The following is a 17,036-nucleotide window of genomic DNA, read 5'->3' as shown; positions in this document are numbered from 1 at the left end:
AATCGGGAGTCGTGTCGAGGCCGTTCCACCCGGCGCGCGCGAGCGTGCTCGCGGCCCCGAACGGGGACAATCCGGGGATGCGCTGGACGGTCCAGCAAGGACGGGGCCGTCCATTGCCGGGTGAGATGTGATACCTGGATTCCTCGGGTAACCTCGTGCCCCGGTTCTCGGCCGATATCAGATAAGAAGTGTCGGGGATGAACGGCTTTCAGCGGCACATTAAATACTTGGATTCTGGGCCGGAACATATAACCCCCTGTATAACTTGCGTCCGGTCATGGTGGGAATCCACACAGCAACACGCAGCAACGGGGGGAGCAAGCGATGACCGAGCCGGTCACGAAGAAGGTGCTCCCGACGCTGGGACTGGTCGCGTTCCTGACGGTGGGCATCATCTTCAACCCCTTCTTCGCGGTCGGTGCGGAGGCCATCCCGGGTGCGGGCGGCGGGTCCGCTGGTCCGGACGGTGGTGCCGGCGGCAGCGCCGGTGGCGGGGCCGGTCCAGCCGACAGTGCGGCCGCCTCCGGTGGTGGCGGGGGCGGCGAGGCCAGTCAGGGCGCACAGTCGAGCGTCGGAACGCCGGAGCCGGAGGGCATCCTGGCGCCGAACGACCGCGACGGCGGTGACCCCGACGGCGGGTCGGCGGACGCCGCGGCCGACAGCTCGGCAGCCGCGGGCAGTGCGGGGTCCGGTGGTGGCGCCGCGCCGGCCGAGGACAACTGGATGGACCTCCTGAACGACCAGACCAGTCCGCTCGTCCAGACGCTCCGGGGGCCGCTCGGCCAGCTCCAGCCCGACAGCCAGGTGGCCGAGACGCTCCGCGGCCCGATGTACGAACTGTCGGACCCGGACAGCAACGTGGCCCGGACGCTCTCGCGGCCCGACAGCGAGGACGTGGTCGGCGGTCCGGTCGGTGACGTGACCGCGGACCTGGACGAGTCCGCCGGTGCGGGCGCTCCGACGGAGGACGTGACCGACGCAGTCGAAAGCGGCACCGACCAGGCAACCGACGCTACCGGTGATGCCGCCGGTGACGTGACCGACGCCGTCGACTCGGCGACCGGCGGTACCGCCGGCGACGCCACGGACGCCGTGGACGAGACTGCCGAGGGTGTCGGTGACACCGTGGACGAGACCGCCGAGGGGGCCGGCGACACCGTCGACGAGGCCGCCAGTGGGGACGTCGACGGCACCACCGATGCGGTCGGTGACACCGTCGACGATACCACGGACAGCACCACCGACACGGTGGACGACACCACGGACAGCACCACCGACGCTGTCGACTCGGCGACCGGCGGTGCCACGGACGACGTGACCGACGCCGTCGATGACACCACCGACAGCACCACCGACGCCGTCGACGACACCACCGACGCCGTCGACGACACGCTGAGCGGTGACGACTCCAGTAGCGACGACAGCGACGACAGCGACGACGGGACGTCGACGCCCAGCGAGGATAGCGACGACGGCGGACTGCTGTAGGGATACCGCTCACCCCCTTCCGACCGCCGTTCTTCCGCACCCGAGCGACGGCCGCGCGCTACTCGCCGCTATCCGGCCGCTCCTCGCGCTCCTCGTGGGGCGCGAGGGCCGCCACGTCCTCGGCGGTCGGGTCGCGGTCGTCGGGGAGGCGCTCGATGCAGCCGTAGCAGAGGAAGTGCTCCGAGCCGTCGGCCAGCTCCAGCGTCAGTCCCTCCGTCCGGTCGCCGCCGAACGACCAGAGGTTGGCGATGCCGCCGGCGATCTGGACGGCGCGACCGCAGCCGTCACACGGCTCTCGTGCCATGCTCGCCGTTCGGACGGTGGCGACAAACCCCTGTCGCCGGTGGGTCCAGGCGTCGCTCAAAGACGCGTTTGATATTCCGTAACAGTGGGTGTGGATGCCGTCGTAGGGATGGCTATGATCCCACGAACCGTCGCCCTCGTCGTGCTCGTGCTGGTGGCCTCGGTCACCGGTGCCGTCACGCTGGCCGACCAGAACACGGTCGAGACGCCGGAGGACGACCGCGACCCCAGCTCGGACACACCGACGACCACCCCCGCCCCGTCGGTCGACCGGGCCCCGGAGCCGTCGGGTGAGGTGCTGGGGCTGACGACCGCCGACTCCGACGAGGCGTTCCGGGCGTACCTCGACCGCGCCCAGCGCGTGGCGGGCGGCTACGACCGGGTCACGTTCGACCGCGGGGCGCCGACCCGGATGACCGCGACACCGATGGAGACAGCGTCGGCCGGCGCGTCGGTATCTCTGGGGGCACAGGCGGCCAGTGCCGACGGCGGTGACGCAGCCGGGGGTGCCGGCGGCGGAGCCCCGTCGCGCCGTGTCGGCGGGACCAACGTCCAGGTCGTCGGCGTCGACGAGCCGGACGTGGTGAAGACGGTCGGCGACCGGTTCTACGTCCAGCGGCTCGGTCGGGAGGTCGGCACGGGTGGGACGAGCGTCGTGGCCGCGACGCCGCCGGCCGAGGCCCGCGTGACCGCGGCGCTCGACCGGAGCGGACGGATGCTCGTCGGCGAGGACCGCGTCGTCGTGCTGCCGAACCGGCGGACCGTGCGGCGCCCGGTCGAGCCGGAGCCCCGTCCTGGCGGTGGTGGGCCGGTCGGCGCCGTCGAGGGCGCCGTCGACTCCGTGATGGTCAGCGAGGCGGACCGCGCCGCCGAGCGGGCGGCCGCCGCGCGCCGGCTCACCGGGTACGACGTGACCGACCCCGACGCGCCGGCCGAGGCCTGGGCGCGCGAGGTCCGGGGACGTGTGGTCTCGGCCCGGCTGACCGATGGCCAGGTGCTGCTGGTCGTCGCCAACGACCTCCCGCGAGCGGGCGACTCCTGCCGCGTCCGACCGCTGGCCGACGTGACGGTGCCGTGTACCGACGTGCGGCACCCGACGGAGCCGGTCCCGACGGACGTGACCTACAGCGTCCTGTCCATCGACGCCGCGAGCGGTGAGCTCACCCAGCGGACGACGTTCGTCGGGAGCCGCGAGTCGACGGTCTACGTCTCGCCGGACGCCGTCTACGCCACCTACACGACGAGCGAGCGGCGTGCGGCGCTGCGGACCGAGTACCTCCTCGAGAGCGATGTCGTCCCCGAGCGCGTGAAGGAGCGGCTCCGCACCGTGCAGGGCTACGACCTCTCCCCGCGCGCCGAGGAGGAGGAGGTCGAGGCGACGGTCCGGGGGTGGATCGGGACGCTCGCGCCCTCGGAGCGCAGGGATGTCGACGAGCAGCTCCGCGAGGGCTACCGTGAGTACCTCCGCGAGCACCGGCGCGACGCGACGACCACCCACGTCGCGCGGTTCCCCGTCGACGACCTCGAGGACGCCACGACCGGGAGCGTCCCGGGTATCGTCCTCAACCAGTTCTCCTTCGACGTCCACGAGGGCCACCTCCGCGTGGCGACGACCGTCGGCGAGCGGCTCCCGGGCGTCGAGAGCGCCAACGACGTGTACACGCTCGACGCGACCAGCCTCGAACGCGAGGGCAGCGTCACCGGGATGAGCGAGGGCCAGCGCGTCTACGGCGTCCGGTTCGTCGGCGACCGCGGCTACGTCGTCACCTTCCGCCAGGTCGACCCGCTCCACGTGCTGGACCTCTCGGACCCGGCGAACCCGACCGAGGAGGGCTTCGTGAAGCTGCCGGGCTACTCCTCGTACCTCCACCCGCTCGGCGACGGCCGCGTGATGGGAATCGGCGAGGAGGACGGCCGCGTCAAGGCCGTCGTCTTCGACGTGAGCGACCCGGCCGACCCCAGCGTCGCGGAGTCACGGGTGCTCGACGCGCGCTGGTCGGCGGTCTCGCGGACCCACCACGCGTTCACCTACGACGCCCGTCACGGCGTCGCCTTCCTCCCGACACCCGACGGCGGCTACGTGCTCTCCACCGACGACCTCTCGACCGAGAAGCGGGTCGATATCGAGGCGCCGCGCCGCGCGCGCTACGTCGGCGACCACCTGTTCGTCTTCGGCGCGACCGAGGCGGCCGTCCTCGACGAGACCGACTGGTCGCGCGTGACCACGGTCGACCTGACGGCGACGCCCGTCCCGCCGGAGCCAACGCCGACCGCGACGCCGACCGCCGTCCCGACCCCGGACCCGCCCACGGGGACGCCGAGCGAGACGCCCACCCGGACGGCGACCGGGACGGGAACGGCGACGGCCACGCCGCCGACCGCGACCGCCAGCCCGACACCCACGCCGACACCCACGCGGACGAGGACCGCCCGCCCGGCGGGAACACCGACACCGTCCCCGACCACCTCGTCGTAGTCGAGGACGGTCGGTCGGATATCGGGCGCTGATGCACCGACGAACCGGATGTGGGTAGGTGTAGACCGCTGATCGCCGGAGAAGATTCGGAGGCAGCGGGTCTCCTGGCTGTTCTGGCTCCTGTTCGATTATCGCGGCATGAATGGGATGATCAGGTGCCGAGCGGCGGGTTCCGGAACAGCGCGTCCGCCAGGACGAACGCGCTGGCGAGTCCGCCGGCGGCTGTCGCGGTGTGAGCGGGAACTTCCAGTACCAGGCTCGCGACCGCGGCCACCAGGAACGTGACCGGGATACACAGCAGGACGAGATCGTAGCGGGTCAGTCCGGACCCGCGACCACTGTCGGCACTCACGGACATTCCTGACTCTCACCTCCACCGGATATGTACTCGGGACTCCGAGAAAAATCTTGCTCCGAACCTATCGGAAGAACCGCGAGGGAACCGCCAGCGAATCGGTGTAATGGCTCTGTTGATGGTTTGCATAAGTTATATCGATACTACCTCCGGGGTCGCCGGATCCGACGGGCCGGCCGATGCCCGCCTCCCACACTCGGGGCGGGGGCGGCGGGACGCACACTTATCCGCGTTCCGCGCCTCCACCGTGACATGCGCGTACTGGTCACGGGGGCGACGGGATTCGTCGGCGGGCGGCTGGTTCCGGCGCTGCTCCGGGCAGGCCACGAGGTGGTGGTGCTGGTCCGGAACCCCGCCCGCTACGACGGGCCGGCCGGTGTCGAGGTGGTGCAGGGCGACCTCCTCGAAGCGGGCTGGGAGGACGCCCTCGACGGCGTCGAGGCCGCCTACTACCTCGTCCACTCGATGGGGGCGGGCGAGGCGTTCGCCGAGCGCGACCGCCGGGCGGCCCGGAGCTTCGCGACGGCGGCGAGCGAGGCGGGCGTCGACCGCGTGGTCTACCTCGGCGGCCTGGGTGCCGAGAGCGACGACCTCTCCGAGCACCTTGAATCCCGTCGCGAGGTCGAGCGCGTCCTGGACGAGGGCGACTACGACCTGACGGTCCTGCGGGCGGCCGTCATCATCGGCAACGGGTCGCTCTCCTTCGACCTGATCCGGCAGCTCGTGGGCCGCCTCCCCGTGATGGTCACGCCCCGGTGGGTCCGGACGCCGTGCCAGCCCATCGCCATCGACGACGTGGTCGCGTACCTCGTCGGCGTCCTCGACGTTCCCGAGACCCGGGCGGACACCTTCGAGATCGGCGGCCCGGAGATCCTCACGTACGAGGAGATGCTCCGCGAGACCGCGCGCCTGTCGGGTCGGCGCGAGCCGGTCATCCTCCCGGCGCCCGTCCTCTCGCCGGGGCTCTCCTCGCGGTGGCTCGGCCTCGTGACGGACGTGCCGACCTCGGTCGCGGTGCCACTGGTGAAGGGGCTGCGCAATCCGGTCGTCGTCACGGACCGGCGCATCGAGTCGCTCGTCCCGGTCGACCGGACGACGTTCGAGACGGCGGTCCTGCGGGCGCTCTCCCCGGTCGAGGTCGCCCCCCCGGCGACGGACACGCCGGGAATCGAACCCGATGGTGGCGTCCGGGGGCGGGCGGGGAGGGACCGCGATAGAGCGACGGCGGACGACGGAGGGGACGCCTGATGGCCTCGCAGACCAGCCGGAAGCCGGAGTTCGGCGAGACCTGGGTGTACGAGAGCATCATCTCGGCCCTGCCGGGGCTCGACCTCTCACAGCCCGTGGCCATCGCCATCCAGCTCGCGGTCTTCGAGGTGGGTATCCTCGCACTCGCGGCGTACTACGGGCTGTGGAACGCCGCCATCGCCGGGACCGCGGCCGTCTTCGTCGCCGCGGTGGGGAGCGCGGAGATGCTCCGCATCAGCACCCTCACCCGCGCGGTGCCGGTCCCGGAGTCGTACCGGCGGCTCCTGTTCGGCTCCAGCGTCGAGGTGGTGCTGGCGGTGCTCGCGTACATCGCACTCATCACGCACCTGTTCGTATTCGACCCGGCCTCCGGCGGGACGCCGCTCGTCGAGCGGCTGTTCGGGCCGGAGCCGCCGGTGCTGGTGGTCTACCTGACGCTGCTCGTGCTGTGGGACGTCTGCTACCGCATCGGGACGAACTGGTGGGCGTCGGTGACGGCGCTGTGGCGGTCGGCCCGGTTCCGCTTCGAGCCCGAGACCGCGCGGGCCTTCCAGCGGGCCGACCTGGAGACGGTCGCGTTCGGCCTCCTCCAGTTGCTCCTCGTCCCGTTCATCACGGACTTCCCGGTGCTGCTCGCGACCATCGTCGCCCACGTCGCCGCCGTCACGACGGTCTGCGGGCTCTCGGTGGTGCTGTTGCAGGTCCGGATGCCGTCGACGTAGCGCGCGGCGTCGGCCCGGCGCGCGGGAATCAGCGCCCTTCCTTGATCTCCTTGAACTGGTCCAGGAGCGCCTCCGTTGAGTCGCCGGAGTCGAACTCCACCTTCCCCCGGTACTCGTTCCGCTCGTCATCGAAGTCGGTGTCCACGGTGGTCGACTTCTCCTCGCGTCGCTCGTGCTCGTGCTCGTCAAAGCTTCCCATGCCCATGACGGGCATGGGTAACGACCACATGGATAAATAGACTTCGGGAGCACTACCCGGCCGTTTATACACGGGTCCCGGCGGAGGGGCGGCCGCCTCCCCGGAAGAACGGGAACGATTACCCGTTCGGGCATCGAAGTGCCGGTGTGGCAGGGCCACTGCGCTTCCGCCGGTCGCGCGAGCACTGGGGGACCGACCGGGTCCGTCGCGAGCTGCTGGAGCCGCTGGACGAGCGGTTCGGCGCCACCCTCACGGACCCGTGGTTCACCCCCGAGGGCTACGAGGCCCGGCGGCTGGAGATGGACAACGGCGACTTCGCCCTGTTCTGCTGGACGCACAGCAACCGGACCGCGCCCGACGGTGAGTCCCCGGACGGGGGACCGGACGCCTACTGGCTCGGGAACACGGAGACCCCCGAGACCCTGTGGCGGACGGACAAGTACACCTTCGACGAGGCGCCGCCCGAGGTGGGTGCGTGGGCCGAGAGCGAGCTGTTCGCCCGGCTGGAGGTCGAGGAGCCGTGGCTGGCGCGCCACGAGCACCTCTCGCGGTTCTTCCTCCCGGTGCTGTTCTCGAAGGACGGCCGGGAGACGACCCGGGAGTTCTTCGCCGACCACGCCGCCGGCTTCCCCGACGCCGACCGCGACGACGCGCTCGCGTACTACGACGCCTTCCTGGCGACCGGGGTGCTGGACGAGTACCGCTACACGATGGCGGCCAAGCTCGGCACCTCGGAGGGCGGCGACTGGTTCCGCATGGCCGCGACCATGTCCGAGTTCACGGTCGCGAAGCTGCTGACCGACGCCGACCTCGACTTCGTGCCGGAGGTCCAGCTGGACAGCGGCCACGCGCTGGACTTCCGGGTCGACGGGCAACTCGTGGAGGTGACCCGCCCCCGGCCGCCGACCCGGCGCCGGGCCGACACCGCCGTCGCCGCCGTCCGGCAGACCGGGAAATCGAAGAACGACGGCCAGCTGCGCGAGCACCCGAACACGCTCCTGCTGGTCGACTGCTCGTCCTTCCGGGACGACGAGTGGCGCCGGGTCGCGGGCGAGCGCCCGCAGGTCGCCCACCGCCCGACCATCGTCTTCCGCGCCCGGCCGGACGGGAGCTTCGAGGGCTACCGCGTGGGCGGCTGCCCGCTCGACCTCGGCACCGTCATCGACTGGCAGGACTGAGTCGCGGGCTGGGGGGTCGCACACGACCCCGAACGCCGTGCTACCCCTCCTCGAGCCGGCTCCGCGTCTCCTCGGCGTCCCACGCCGAGTCGCTGGAGTCGCCGCCCGTCTTGTACGTCCCACGCGCTGTCGCGAGCCGCTCACCCTCCCCATCGGTGATGACCACGTCGACGGTCGCCACGCTCTCGCCGACGCGGGTGCAGTCGGCCTCGCCCAGCATCACCTCGCCCGTCCCCGGGGCGAGGTAGTCGATGCGCATGTCGATGGTGGGGGTGATGTCCTCGACCGCCGAGATGACGGCGGCGCCGCCGACCGTGTCCGCGAGCGCGTACGTGACACCGCCGTGGGCGACGCGCGTGAGCGGGCTGGAGGAGTGGCGGTCCTCGAGGTCGATACGGCCCTCGGCGTGGCCGTCCTCGGCGTGCGTGATCTCGATGCCGACCTCCCGGTTGAACGGCATGTACTCGAACATCGACTCGACGTCCATACCCGCCGGTGGTGGTGGGCACGCTTAGGCGGACCGCCTCGGATGTGCGGGCGACGGGGTGGCCCGAGCGACGCGAGCCTCACTCCAGCGCCGCGAGCACGTCCTCGTAGAACCGCTCCTCCCGGTCGGCGACGGCGTGGACGCGCTCGGCGGCCTCCTCGAGCAGCGGCGCCATCTCGTCGTCGGTCTCGCTGGCCTCGTACAGCACCGCGGCGAGCGAGGACCAGTCGCCCGCGATGGCGTGCATCTCCTCGGCGAACCGCTCGCCCAGCCCGGCGTCGGCCCCGAGTTCGTCGAGGAACGGCGCGTACAGGCCCCGGAACGCGCCGCCGCCGGTCCCCCGGCGCTCGACGTTCTGGTAGGCGAACCGGGCGACCCACGTCGGGTCCTCCAGCTCGGGCCACTCGGCCATCGAGTCGGCGAACGCGCGCATCCCCGGCAGGCCGTGCGTGCCCAGCCCCAGCCGGTCCCCGAGGGTGTCCCGGCTCGCGGTGGCGGGGTCGAGCATGTACCGGGCCGTCTCCCGGATGGCGTCGCGGGCGGCCGTCCCCACGTCTGCCTGCGGGTCGCCTTCCGTGACGATGTAGCGGTTGTCCAGCGGGAGCATGTCCGTGGCTGCCCACGCGTCCCGCAGGGAAGACAGCGGGAGCGGCTGAACCTCCTCGAACTCGCTGTCGGCCATGTACGCGACGCCCGTTCCCGCGTCCGGGTCGGCATGGGGCGCCTCGGTCGCGTCCGCGTCCTCGTCGTAGCCCACGACCAGCAGCGAGTGGGGCGCGAAGTGGGTGTCCGTGTCGTAGTAGTCGAGGTAGTAGAGGTCGACGAACACCAGCACCGGGTCGCCGGCGTCGAGGTGGCCCTTCACGTCGCTCCAGGCCCGGTCCCAGTCGTCGCCGCGGCGCTCCGTGTGCGGGACCGCGAGGTTCTCGAAGAAGGCCGATTCGAGCCACAGCGGCCGGCCGATGAACAGCCGCCAGGGGGAGACCGGCAGTTCGAGGAAGACGAAGCCCAGGCCCGACCCGAGCCCGAAACAGGCCGGCTCGGAGAGGTCCCAGTCGTAGTGGTCGGCGAGGTTGCGCAGGGAGGTGGAGCCACAGTGGGCGCCCGTCGCGTGCTCGAACCCGTCGATTCGCATGGCCGGTCGGTCGGCGCCGCGGGCCCTAACCGTTCGGGTGGCGACGAGCGAGCGCCGCCGCTGGCCGACCGGGCGCGAAAGAAGTGGAACGTCGAGCGCCTACACGCGGAACTCGATGGCCGCGCCCTGCCCGAAGCCGACGCACTCCGTGGCGAGGCCGAGTTCGGCGTCGTCGCGCTTGTTCATCTCGTGGATGAGCGTCACGGGCAGGCGCGCGCCGGAGGCCCCCAGCGGGTGGCCGATGGCGATGGCGCCGCCGTTGACGTTGTAGATGTCGTCGTCGAAGCCGAGCTGCTCCTGGCAGTAGACACACTGGGAGGCGAACGCCTCGTTGAGCTCGACGAGGTCGTAGTCCTCGGCCGTGGTGCCGGAGCGCTCGAACAGGCCCTCGCTGGCCGGGATGGGGCCGATGCCCATGACCTCGGGCTCGACGCCGGCGACGTTGTTGTTGCCGACCTCGGCGAGCACGTCGAGGCCGTGGTCCTCGGCGAACGCCTTCGAGGTGAGCATCGTCGCGGCGGCGCCGTCGGAGACCTGGGAGGCGTTCCCGGGCGTGACGGTGCCGTCGGCCTTGAAGACGGTCGGGAGGCCCGAGAGCTTCTCGGCGGTCGTGCCGGGGCGCAGGCCCTCGTCCTCGGTGACGGTGATCTGCTCGCCCTCGTCGTCGTGGCCCTCGACCGGGATGATCTCGTCGTCGAAGCGGCCCTCCTCGGTGGCCTCGACCGCGCGCTGCTGGGAGCGGGCGGCGTACTCGTCCTGAACCTCCCGACTGACCTCGTAGCGCTCGGCGACCTCCTCGGCGGTCATCCCCATCTGGAGCGCCGCGATGTTGTGGTGGTCGTTGAGGCCGGGGTGGATGGCGTTGTTCTGCCCCATCTTCACCCGGGACATGTTCTCGACGCCGCCCGCGATGATGCAGTCACGCTGGCCGGCGCGGATGGCGTCGGAGGCCGAGATGATGGACTGGGCCGACGAGGCACACCAGCGGTTGATGGTCGTCGCGGGCGTCTTCTCGCCCAGGTCGCTCATCAGGGAGATGACGCGGGCCATGTTGTTGCCCTGCTCCTCGCGCTGCTGGGCACAGCCCCACATCAGGTCGTCCACCTGCTCGCCCGAGAGGCCCGTCTCGGCCAGCATCTCGTTGATGAGCGGGATCGACAGGTCCTCCGAGCGGACCTCGCTGAAGACACCGTCCTCCTTGCCCTGGGGCGTACGGTACGCCTGCACCACGACCGGCGTGTTGTCTGACATACGTTCCCGAGGAACGGCTCCGCGCACTTGAACCCGGCCCCTTCGGTCTGCGGGCCCTCAATACGGCTCCGGCGGCTGCCGGCGGGGGCGATAGCCCGTGTCGCCGCCGAGGGGCGGTCGCGGCCGGAGGGAAACGGATTTGCCCCAGGCACGCACACGACCGACGAATGCGCGTCATCATCGTCGGGGCCGGAGAGGTCGGCTCCGCCATCGCGGAGAGTCTCTCCGGCGCTCACGACGTGGTCGTCATCGACGTCGACGCCGACCGCGTCGAGCAGCTCACCTACGAACAGGACGTCCTCGCCCTGCAGGGCGACGGCTGCAGCCTCGACGTCCTGCAGGAGGCCGGTATCGAGGAGGCCGACATGCTCATCGCCTCCACCGACGACGACCAGACCAACATCGTCACCTGCGGGACCGGTGCCGTCGGCGGGGACCCGTTCACCATCGCCCGCGTGAAGAGCCCCCAGTACCTCCACACCTGGGAGCAGGACAACCGCGCCTTCGGGGTCGATTTCATGGTCTGTACGGACCTGCTGGCGGCCCGGACCATCGTCGGCGTCATCGGCCTCCCGACGGCACAGGACGTGGATATGTTCGCCGAGGGCGCCGTGCAGATGGCCGAGTTCGAGATCCCGGCCGAGTCGCCGGTCGCCGGCCAGACGGTCCAGGAGGCCGACCGCTTCGACTCGCTCACCTTCGTCGGTATCATCCGGGACGACGACATCATCGTCCCGAGCGGCGGGACGACCATCGAGGCGGGCGACGACGTGGTCGTCATCGGGAGTCCGGACAGCACGCGAGCGTTCTCCTCGGCCATCGCGCCACAGGAGAACCGTCCCAGCGACGTCGTCATCGTCGGCGGCGGGGAGATCGGCTACCAGACCGCGCGCCTGCTGGAGGAGCGCGACTTCAGCCCCCGGCTCGTCGAGCACGACGCCGACCGGGCCCGCTGGCTGGCCGAGCGGCTCCCGGACACGACGGTCCTCGAGAGCGACGCGACCGACCGGGGCTTCCTCGAGCGCGAGAACGTCGGCAGCGCCGACGCGGTCATCGCGGCGCTGGAGAACGACCAGCAGAACCTGCTCGCGACCCTCCTCGCGAAGCGGCTCGGCGCGCGCCGCGCGGTCGCCATCGTCGACACCGTCGAGTTCGCCGAGCTGTTCGAGGCCGTCGGCGTCGACGTGGCGGTCTCCCCGCGCGAGGCGACCGCCGAGGAGATCACCCGGTTCACCCGTGGTCGCCACGCCGAGAACGTCTCCATCGTCGACGGGGACCGTGCGGAGGTGCTGGAGGTCGAGATCGACGCCGAGAGCGTCTTCGCCGGGCGGACCATCCGCGCGGCCGCCGCCGACCTCCCGGACGAGGTCGTCATCGGGGCTATCACCCGGAACGGGGAGTTCGTCGTTCCCCGTGGTGACACGGTCGTCGAGGTCGGCGACCACGTCGTCGTCTTCGCCGAGAGCGACCACCTCCAGCGGGTGACGGACCTCCTCTGATGCGCGTCGACGCCCGGGCCGTCGGGGGGCTCGCGGGGACGGTCCTGGCGCTGCTGGCGGCTCCCCTCGCGGCCACCGCGGGGGTCGCGCTCTGGTTCGGTGAGTCCATGGTCCCCTTCCTCCTGCCGGCGGCGGGCTGTCTCCTCGTCGGGGGGCCCCTCACTCGCCTCGGTCACCGCCAGCTCGGGCTGCGCGAGGCGTACCTGGTTGTCGCGACCGTCTGGCTCCTCGTGGGCGTCGTCGGCGCCGTCCCGTTCCTGCTGGCGGGCGAGGGGGCGCTCGCGAGCCCGATCAACGCGCTGTTCGAGTCGATGTCCGGTATCACGACCACGGGCGCGACCGTTATTCTCGACTTCGGCGCGTACTCGCGGTCGGTCCTGCTGTGGCGGGGCGTCCTCCAGTGGCTCGGCGGGCTGGGCATCCTCATCCTCGCGGTGGCGCTGCTCTCGGAGCTGCGGGTGGCGGGGGCCCAGCTGATGGAGCGCGAGTCACAGACCCAGGACCTGACGAAGCTGACCCCGAAGATCCGAGAGACGGCCCGGCTCCTGGGAACGCTCTACCTCGCGCTGACGGCGCTCCAGGTGCTCGTCCTGCTCGGGCTCCGCACCGTGGGCCTGGCACCGGAGGTCGACCTGTACGCGGCGGTCGCGCACGCGCTCACCACCGTCTCCACGGCGGGGTTCTCGCCGCGACCCGAGAGCCTCGGCGCGTTCTCGCCCACGGTGCAGTGGGTCGTGACGCTGTTCATGCTGCTGGGCGCCACCAACTTCGTCCTCATGTACCACGTCGCGCAGGGCGACCTGGCGCGCCTCCGGAACAGCGAGGAGTTCCGGTTCTACCTCTCGGTCGTGGGCGGGGCGACCACCCTCGTCGTCGGCTTCCTGGTGGTCGACGGGACGTACCCGGCGCTCGACGCGTTGCGCCACGGCCTCTTCCAGGTCGTCTCCATCGTCACGACGACGGGCTACGCGACGGTGAACTTCGACAGCTGGTCGGTCGGCGCGAAGCACGTCCTCTTCCTGTGTATGTTCATGGGGGGGATGGCCGGCTCCACGACCTGCTCGATCAAGACCGTGCGGTGGCTGGTCGTCCTGAAGGCGACCCGCCGGGACCTGTTCACGGAGATCCACCCGGACGCCGTCAGCCCCGTCCGCGTCTCCGGCGTCGTCGTCGACGAGGGGACGGTGCGTGACATCTACGGCTACGTCCTCCTGACGCTGGTGCTGTTCGCGCTGACGACCGTCGCCATCGTCGTCGACGCCGCGCGCGAGGGGCCCGACATCGGCGAGTTCGACGCCATGGGGGCGGCCGCCGCGACCTTCCTCAACGTCGGCCCGGCGTTCGGCATCGCCGGCCCGTTCGGGAGCTACGAGCCGTTCGCGCCGCTGACGAAGGTGTTGCTGACGGTCCTGATGTGGGTCGGCCGCATCGAGACCATCCCGGTCCTGGTCGTCCTGACCCGGTCGTTCTGGCGCTCGTGAGGCCACACACGGGCGGTCGGAGGTCGGCCCGGAAGCGATGGATTGATTCCGTCGCCGTGGAATCTCGGAGGCGTGCCTCTGCTCGGGCTGGCCAACGGCGGGAACGGCGGCGTCCGTGTCGACTGGCGGGCGTCGCTGAGCCTCATCGGCACGGTGCTGAAGTACCTCGCCGTCCCGCTCGCGCTCCCACTGCTCGTCGGCGTGCTCTACGGCGACGATGTGTTCGTCTTCCTGCTGACGGCGGTGCTGACACTGCTCGTCGGGGGCGGCCTCGAACGACTGGACCCCGACCCCGACCTGGGTGCCCGCGAGGGGTTCCTCATGGTCGCCGGGACGTGGCTCGGCGTCGCCATCATGGGCGCGGTGCCGTACCTGCTCGCCGCCCACGGGGTTCCGGGGCTGCTCGCACCCAGCTCGCCAGCATCCACGCTCGCGAACCCGGTCAACGCTCTCTTCGAGTCGATGAGCGGCTTCACGACGACCGGCGCGACGCTGCTCGGCGAGATCTCGCTGGACCGCCACTCCCACGCGATCCTCATCTGGCGCCAGCTCACCCAGTGGCTCGGCGGGATGGGGATCATCGTGCTGGCCATCGCCATCCTCCCCGAACTCTCCGTCGGTGGCGCCCAGCTGATGGACGCCGAGGCGCCGGGAGTCGGCATCGAGAAGCTCACCCCGCGCATCGCCGAGACCGCCCGGGTGCTGTGGATCGCCTACTTCGCGTTCACCGCGCTGGAGATCGCCCTGCTGTACGGCCTCCACCTCGCCGGGCCGCTGGTGGGGATGGAGCTGGCACCGAACATGGGCGCGTACAACGCCGTCGCGCACGGCCTGACGACGCTCCCGACCGGCGGGTTCTCCCCGGAGGCCGACTCCATCGCCGCCTTCTCCGCGGCCGTCCAGTGGGTCGTCATCCCGTTCATGGTCGTCGCCGGGACGAACTTCGCGCTGTTCTACGCCGTCTTCCGGGGGAACATCCAGAAGCTGCTCGACGACGCCGAGTTCCGCGCCTATGCCGGTGTCATGGCCGTCGTCTCGGCGGTACTCGCCGGCCTGCTGTTCGTCGGCGGCGCGCCGCCGCTGGGTGACCTGGGGGGCGTGGTCGAGGGGAACGTCGAGAACGCGATTCGGCAGTCGCTCTTCCAGGTGGTCAGCATGGTCACGACGACCGGCTACGCCACCAGCGACTTCGCCCAGTGGTCCGAGGCGGGCAAGTACCTCCTGCTGTTCGCCATGTTCATCGGCGGCTCCGGCGGCTCCACGGGCGGCGCCATCAAGATCATCCGCTGGGTCGTCATCGTGAAGGCGGTCCGTCGGGAGCTGTTCACGACCACGCACCCAGAGGCCGTCCAGCCCATCCGGCTCGCCGGCGAGGTCGTCGACGAGGACGCCGTCCGTGGTGTCATGGGCTTCACCCTCCTCTACCTGCTCCTGTTCGCGGTCGGGACCGTGCTCATCAGCCTCGACGTCACCCGCGTCAGCTACGACATCAACACCCTGGAGGCGATGAGTGCCATCGCCGCGACGCTGGGCAACGTCGGCCCGGGCTTTGGCTCGCTCGGTCCGTTCGGGTCGTACCTGGCGTTCCCCGACACCTCGAAGCTGCTGATGGTGTTCCTGATGTGGGCCGGTCGGCTGGAGATCCTGCCCGTGCTGGTGCTCCTGACGGGTGGGTACTGGCGGTCGTAGCGGGCCGTCGGACCGGTTGGTTCCAACCGCTCAGGCTCGTTCGCCGAGTGCGGTCCTGAGCCCCGAGACGCCGGGGAGCACCTTGTCGACCGTGAGGGCGTACGCGAACCCGAGACAGACCAGCCCGGGGACGACCGCCCAGTAGCCGACCGTCGCGTCGCCGCCGCCCTGCACGGTCATCGCGGCGAAGTACTCGATGTAGAGGCCGAGGACGGACAGCAGCGCCGCAGCCAGGCTCGAGAGCACCAGTTCCAGGAGCTCCGGGAGCAGTTCGATGAGGCTCGGTCTCATGGTGTGTTCGGGAAACAGGTGTGAGACGGTATCAGATTATCGAAAGCGAAATAGTGGCTCGCGGAATCCGTGTGGATACACATGACGGGACGATACGGCAACCTCGACTACGGGACGCTCGCGAAACGCGGGTTCCTGCTCGGCGTCGGGCTGTTCCTCCTCGGCGAACTCCTCGAACCGCTCCAGCACGCCGTCGGCCTGCAGGTTCCCGGTTGGGAACACGGCCTCCTGTTCTACATGACGGTGCTGGGAGTCCTCGTCGCGCTCCTCTCCCCGTTCGTCTTCGGCATCGCCCTGCCCCTCACGGAGTGACGGCCCCGTTCCCGTCTCCCCGGCCGTCCGTCGCTCGTCGCGCTCCCGGGGGCCGACCGCCGCTACACCTGCCGGTCCGTACCCGCTTCCCCACCGTCGAACGCCGAGAGGAGTCGCTCCGACATCGCCTCCGGGGAGAACACCGACACCACGTCCCCCGCTTCGATGCGGGTGTCCCCGTCGGGCGTGAGCCGCTCGTCACCGCGCTCGATACTCACCACCAGCACGTCGTCGGGGATGATGCCGTCCTCCGTGGCCGCCGCCAGCGTCCGGCCGGTGATGGCCGCGCTCTCGGCGATGGTGAACTCGACGACCTCGGCCCCGCCGGCCACGTGCTGGAAGTCCCGGACCGCCGACCGCGTCCGGTCCTGGCCCGGGCCGAACGCCTCGTACGGCCGGGGGCGCTCGTTCAGGAGGATGTCCTCCCGCTCGATGACGATGCCGAGCGTGGAGAGGTCGTGCGCGATGCGGTTGATGTCGTCCGTGTCCGTGCCGACGGCGGTGACGACCAGGTTCTCCTGCCCGGCCAGCAGCTCCCGGACGTTGATGACTCCGGGCGTGGCAAGCGCCTCGTCGGCCAGCCGCGACCGCTCGCTGACCGGCGCCGTGCACGTGAACTCCGTCGTGAACTTCCCGTTCGTCGCCTCGTAGTCGATGACGGCGTGATACCCCTGGATGATGCCGCTCTCCTCCAGTTGCCGGATGCGGTTCCGGATGGTGGCCGGGGTCACGTCCACCTCCTCGGCGATGCGCGGGGCGGTCGTGTTCCGCGCGTCCGCGCTGAGATGATAGAGGATGAGGCGGTCGATCTCGTCGATACGATGGCTCATACACGACCTACTGCCGGCGGTGTCAAGTGCATTGTGTCACACGGCAGACCTACCCACAGGAAGATTCCGAACCGAAAATATAGTCCTAATAT

At 70.7% G+C, this 17,036-nt stretch carries 17 protein-coding genes; 9 read left to right on the top strand and 8 right to left on the bottom strand.

Annotated features, from left to right (window positions below; genetic code table 11):
• Window positions 1-324 precede the first annotated feature (324 nt).
• Window positions 325-1,488, top strand: coding sequence for a hypothetical protein (locus P2T62_RS18905; protein ID WP_276258573.1), 1,164 nt, complete (start codon window positions 325-327; stop codon window positions 1,486-1,488).
• A gap of 58 nt (window positions 1,489-1,546) precedes the next feature.
• Here the strand turns inward: P2T62_RS18905 and P2T62_RS18900 are convergent, their stop codons facing one another.
• The gene (locus P2T62_RS18900) at window positions 1,547-1,792 is read right to left on the bottom strand and encodes a DUF7561 family protein (RefSeq protein ID WP_276258572.1); all 246 of its coding nucleotides are present in this window, start codon (window positions 1,790-1,792) and stop codon (window positions 1,547-1,549) included.
• Window positions 1,793-1,906: 114 nt separating this feature from the next.
• Between P2T62_RS18900 and P2T62_RS18895 the strand changes: the two genes are divergently transcribed.
• Window positions 1,907-4,267 (top strand): beta-propeller domain-containing protein, encoded by a 2,361-nt coding sequence (locus tag P2T62_RS18895; protein WP_276258571.1) that lies wholly within the window; start codon window positions 1,907-1,909, stop codon window positions 4,265-4,267.
• Window positions 4,268-4,418: 151 nt separating this feature from the next.
• Here the strand turns inward: P2T62_RS18895 and P2T62_RS18890 are convergent, their stop codons facing one another.
• Entirely contained in the window at window positions 4,419-4,619 is a 201-nt protein-coding gene (locus P2T62_RS18890; RefSeq protein WP_276258570.1) for a DUF8015 family protein, read from the bottom strand.
• A 255-nt stretch (window positions 4,620-4,874) separates the two neighbouring features.
• Here P2T62_RS18890 and P2T62_RS18885 point away from each other — a divergent pair, with 255 nt between their 5' ends.
• Together P2T62_RS18885 and P2T62_RS18880 are read left to right on the top strand one after the other, a co-directional pair.
• Entirely contained in the window at window positions 4,875-5,870 is a 996-nt protein-coding gene (locus P2T62_RS18885) for an NAD(P)H-binding protein (protein WP_276258569.1), read from the top strand.
• Complete coding sequence (locus P2T62_RS18880; protein WP_276258568.1) at window positions 5,870-6,592, top strand: DUF7530 family protein; 723 nt, start codon at window positions 5,870-5,872, stop codon at window positions 6,590-6,592. Before P2T62_RS18885 ends, P2T62_RS18880 begins: the two co-directional genes overlap by 1 nt.
• Window positions 6,593-6,620: 28 nt before the next feature.
• On the opposite strand, the gene P2T62_RS18875 is transcribed toward P2T62_RS18880, so the two are convergent.
• A complete protein-coding gene (locus P2T62_RS18875; RefSeq protein ID WP_276258567.1) occupies window positions 6,621-6,797 on the bottom strand; it encodes a DUF5786 family protein in 177 nt (58 codons plus the stop codon).
• Between the two features lie 140 nt (window positions 6,798-6,937).
• On the opposite strand from P2T62_RS18875, the gene P2T62_RS18870 reads away from it, so the two are divergent.
• Complete coding sequence (locus tag P2T62_RS18870; protein WP_276258566.1) at window positions 6,938-7,969, top strand: DUF5784 family protein; 1,032 nt, start codon at window positions 6,938-6,940, stop codon at window positions 7,967-7,969.
• A 40-nt stretch (window positions 7,970-8,009) separates the two neighbouring features.
• On the opposite strand, the gene P2T62_RS18865 is transcribed toward P2T62_RS18870, so the two are convergent.
• The 3 genes from P2T62_RS18865 to P2T62_RS18855 form a co-directional block, all read right to left on the bottom strand.
• A complete protein-coding gene (locus P2T62_RS18865; protein WP_276258565.1) occupies window positions 8,010-8,456 on the bottom strand; it encodes a PaaI family thioesterase in 447 nt (148 codons plus the stop codon).
• Between the two features lie 79 nt (window positions 8,457-8,535).
• Window positions 8,536-9,591 carry a BtrH N-terminal domain-containing protein gene (locus P2T62_RS18860; protein ID WP_276258564.1) on the bottom strand — a complete coding sequence of 352 codons (1,056 nt, stop codon included), beginning with the start codon at window positions 9,589-9,591 and terminating at the stop codon, window positions 8,536-8,538.
• A gap of 99 nt (window positions 9,592-9,690) precedes the next feature.
• Window positions 9,691-10,842 (bottom strand): thiolase family protein, encoded by a 1,152-nt coding sequence (locus P2T62_RS18855; RefSeq protein WP_276258563.1) that lies wholly within the window; start codon window positions 10,840-10,842, stop codon window positions 9,691-9,693.
• A 167-nt stretch (window positions 10,843-11,009) separates the two neighbouring features.
• On the opposite strand from P2T62_RS18855, the gene trkA reads away from it, so the two are divergent.
• The 3 genes from trkA (at window position 11,010) to P2T62_RS18840 (ending at window position 15,511) form a co-directional block, all read left to right on the top strand.
• Window positions 11,010-12,341 (top strand): Trk system potassium transporter TrkA, encoded by a 1,332-nt coding sequence (gene trkA, locus P2T62_RS18850; protein WP_276258562.1) that lies wholly within the window; start codon window positions 11,010-11,012, stop codon window positions 12,339-12,341.
• The gene (locus tag P2T62_RS18845) at window positions 12,341-13,822 is read left to right on the top strand and encodes a TrkH family potassium uptake protein (RefSeq protein ID WP_276258561.1); all 1,482 of its coding nucleotides are present in this window, start codon (window positions 12,341-12,343) and stop codon (window positions 13,820-13,822) included. Before trkA ends, P2T62_RS18845 begins: the two co-directional genes overlap by 1 nt.
• 72 nt (window positions 13,823-13,894) lie before the next feature.
• Window positions 13,895-15,511: a TrkH family potassium uptake protein gene (locus tag P2T62_RS18840; RefSeq protein WP_276258560.1), complete on the top strand. Its 1,617-nt coding sequence runs from the start codon at window positions 13,895-13,897 to the stop codon at window positions 15,509-15,511.
• Window positions 15,512-15,541: 30 nt separating this feature from the next.
• Here the strand turns inward: P2T62_RS18840 and P2T62_RS18835 are convergent, their stop codons facing one another.
• Window positions 15,542-15,802, bottom strand: a complete 261-nt coding sequence (locus P2T62_RS18835; protein ID WP_276258559.1) for a DUF8151 family protein — start codon at window positions 15,800-15,802, stop codon at window positions 15,542-15,544.
• 81 nt (window positions 15,803-15,883) lie between these two features.
• Here P2T62_RS18835 and P2T62_RS18830 point away from each other — a divergent pair, with 81 nt between their 5' ends.
• Entirely contained in the window at window positions 15,884-16,114 is a 231-nt protein-coding gene (locus tag P2T62_RS18830) for a DUF7860 family protein (protein WP_276258558.1), read from the top strand.
• A gap of 62 nt (window positions 16,115-16,176) precedes the next feature.
• Here P2T62_RS18830 and P2T62_RS18825 read toward each other — a convergent pair whose 3' ends face one another.
• Window positions 16,177-16,944, bottom strand: coding sequence for an Lrp/AsnC family transcriptional regulator (locus tag P2T62_RS18825; RefSeq protein ID WP_276258557.1), 768 nt, complete (start codon window positions 16,942-16,944; stop codon window positions 16,177-16,179).
• Window positions 16,945-17,036 lie beyond the last annotated feature (92 nt).

The sequence above is a fragment of the Haloglomus litoreum genome, from assembly GCF_029338515.1.
GTDB lineage: Archaea > Halobacteriota > Halobacteria > Halobacteriales > Haloarculaceae > Haloglomus > Haloglomus litoreum.
This window is presented reverse-complemented; position numbering and strand designations above follow the sequence as displayed.

Excerpts from the sequence above, each read along its gene's own strand:
- P2T62_RS18880 (WP_276258568.1), top strand. The coding sequence starts at position 5,870 with ATGGCCTCGCAGACCAGCCGGAAGCCGGAGTTCGGCGAGACCTGGGTG.
- P2T62_RS18865 (WP_276258565.1), bottom strand. The coding sequence starts at position 8,456 with ATGGACGTCGAGTCGATGTTCGAGTACATGCCGTTCAACCGGGAGGTC.
- P2T62_RS18835 (WP_276258559.1), bottom strand. The coding sequence starts at position 15,802 with ATGAGACCGAGCCTCATCGAACTGCTCCCGGAGCTCCTGGAACTGGTG.
- trkA (WP_276258562.1), top strand. The coding sequence starts at position 11,010 with ATGCGCGTCATCATCGTCGGGGCCGGAGAGGTCGGCTCCGCCATCGCG.
- P2T62_RS18860 (WP_276258564.1), bottom strand. The coding sequence starts at position 9,591 with ATGCGAATCGACGGGTTCGAGCACGCGACGGGCGCCCACTGTGGCTCC.
- P2T62_RS18825 (WP_276258557.1), bottom strand. The coding sequence starts at position 16,944 with ATGAGCCATCGTATCGACGAGATCGACCGCCTCATCCTCTATCATCTC.
- P2T62_RS18905 (WP_276258573.1), top strand. The coding sequence starts at position 325 with ATGACCGAGCCGGTCACGAAGAAGGTGCTCCCGACGCTGGGACTGGTC.
- P2T62_RS18855 (WP_276258563.1), bottom strand. The coding sequence starts at position 10,842 with ATGTCAGACAACACGCCGGTCGTGGTGCAGGCGTACCGTACGCCCCAG.
- P2T62_RS18875 (WP_276258567.1), bottom strand. The coding sequence starts at position 6,797 with ATGGGCATGGGAAGCTTTGACGAGCACGAGCACGAGCGACGCGAGGAG.
- P2T62_RS18895 (WP_276258571.1), top strand. The coding sequence starts at position 1,907 with ATGATCCCACGAACCGTCGCCCTCGTCGTGCTCGTGCTGGTGGCCTCG.
- P2T62_RS18845 (WP_276258561.1), top strand. The coding sequence starts at position 12,341 with ATGCGCGTCGACGCCCGGGCCGTCGGGGGGCTCGCGGGGACGGTCCTG.
- P2T62_RS18830 (WP_276258558.1), top strand. The coding sequence starts at position 15,884 with ATGACGGGACGATACGGCAACCTCGACTACGGGACGCTCGCGAAACGC.
- P2T62_RS18885 (WP_276258569.1), top strand. The coding sequence starts at position 4,875 with ATGCGCGTACTGGTCACGGGGGCGACGGGATTCGTCGGCGGGCGGCTG.
- P2T62_RS18900 (WP_276258572.1), bottom strand. The coding sequence starts at position 1,792 with ATGGCACGAGAGCCGTGTGACGGCTGCGGTCGCGCCGTCCAGATCGCC.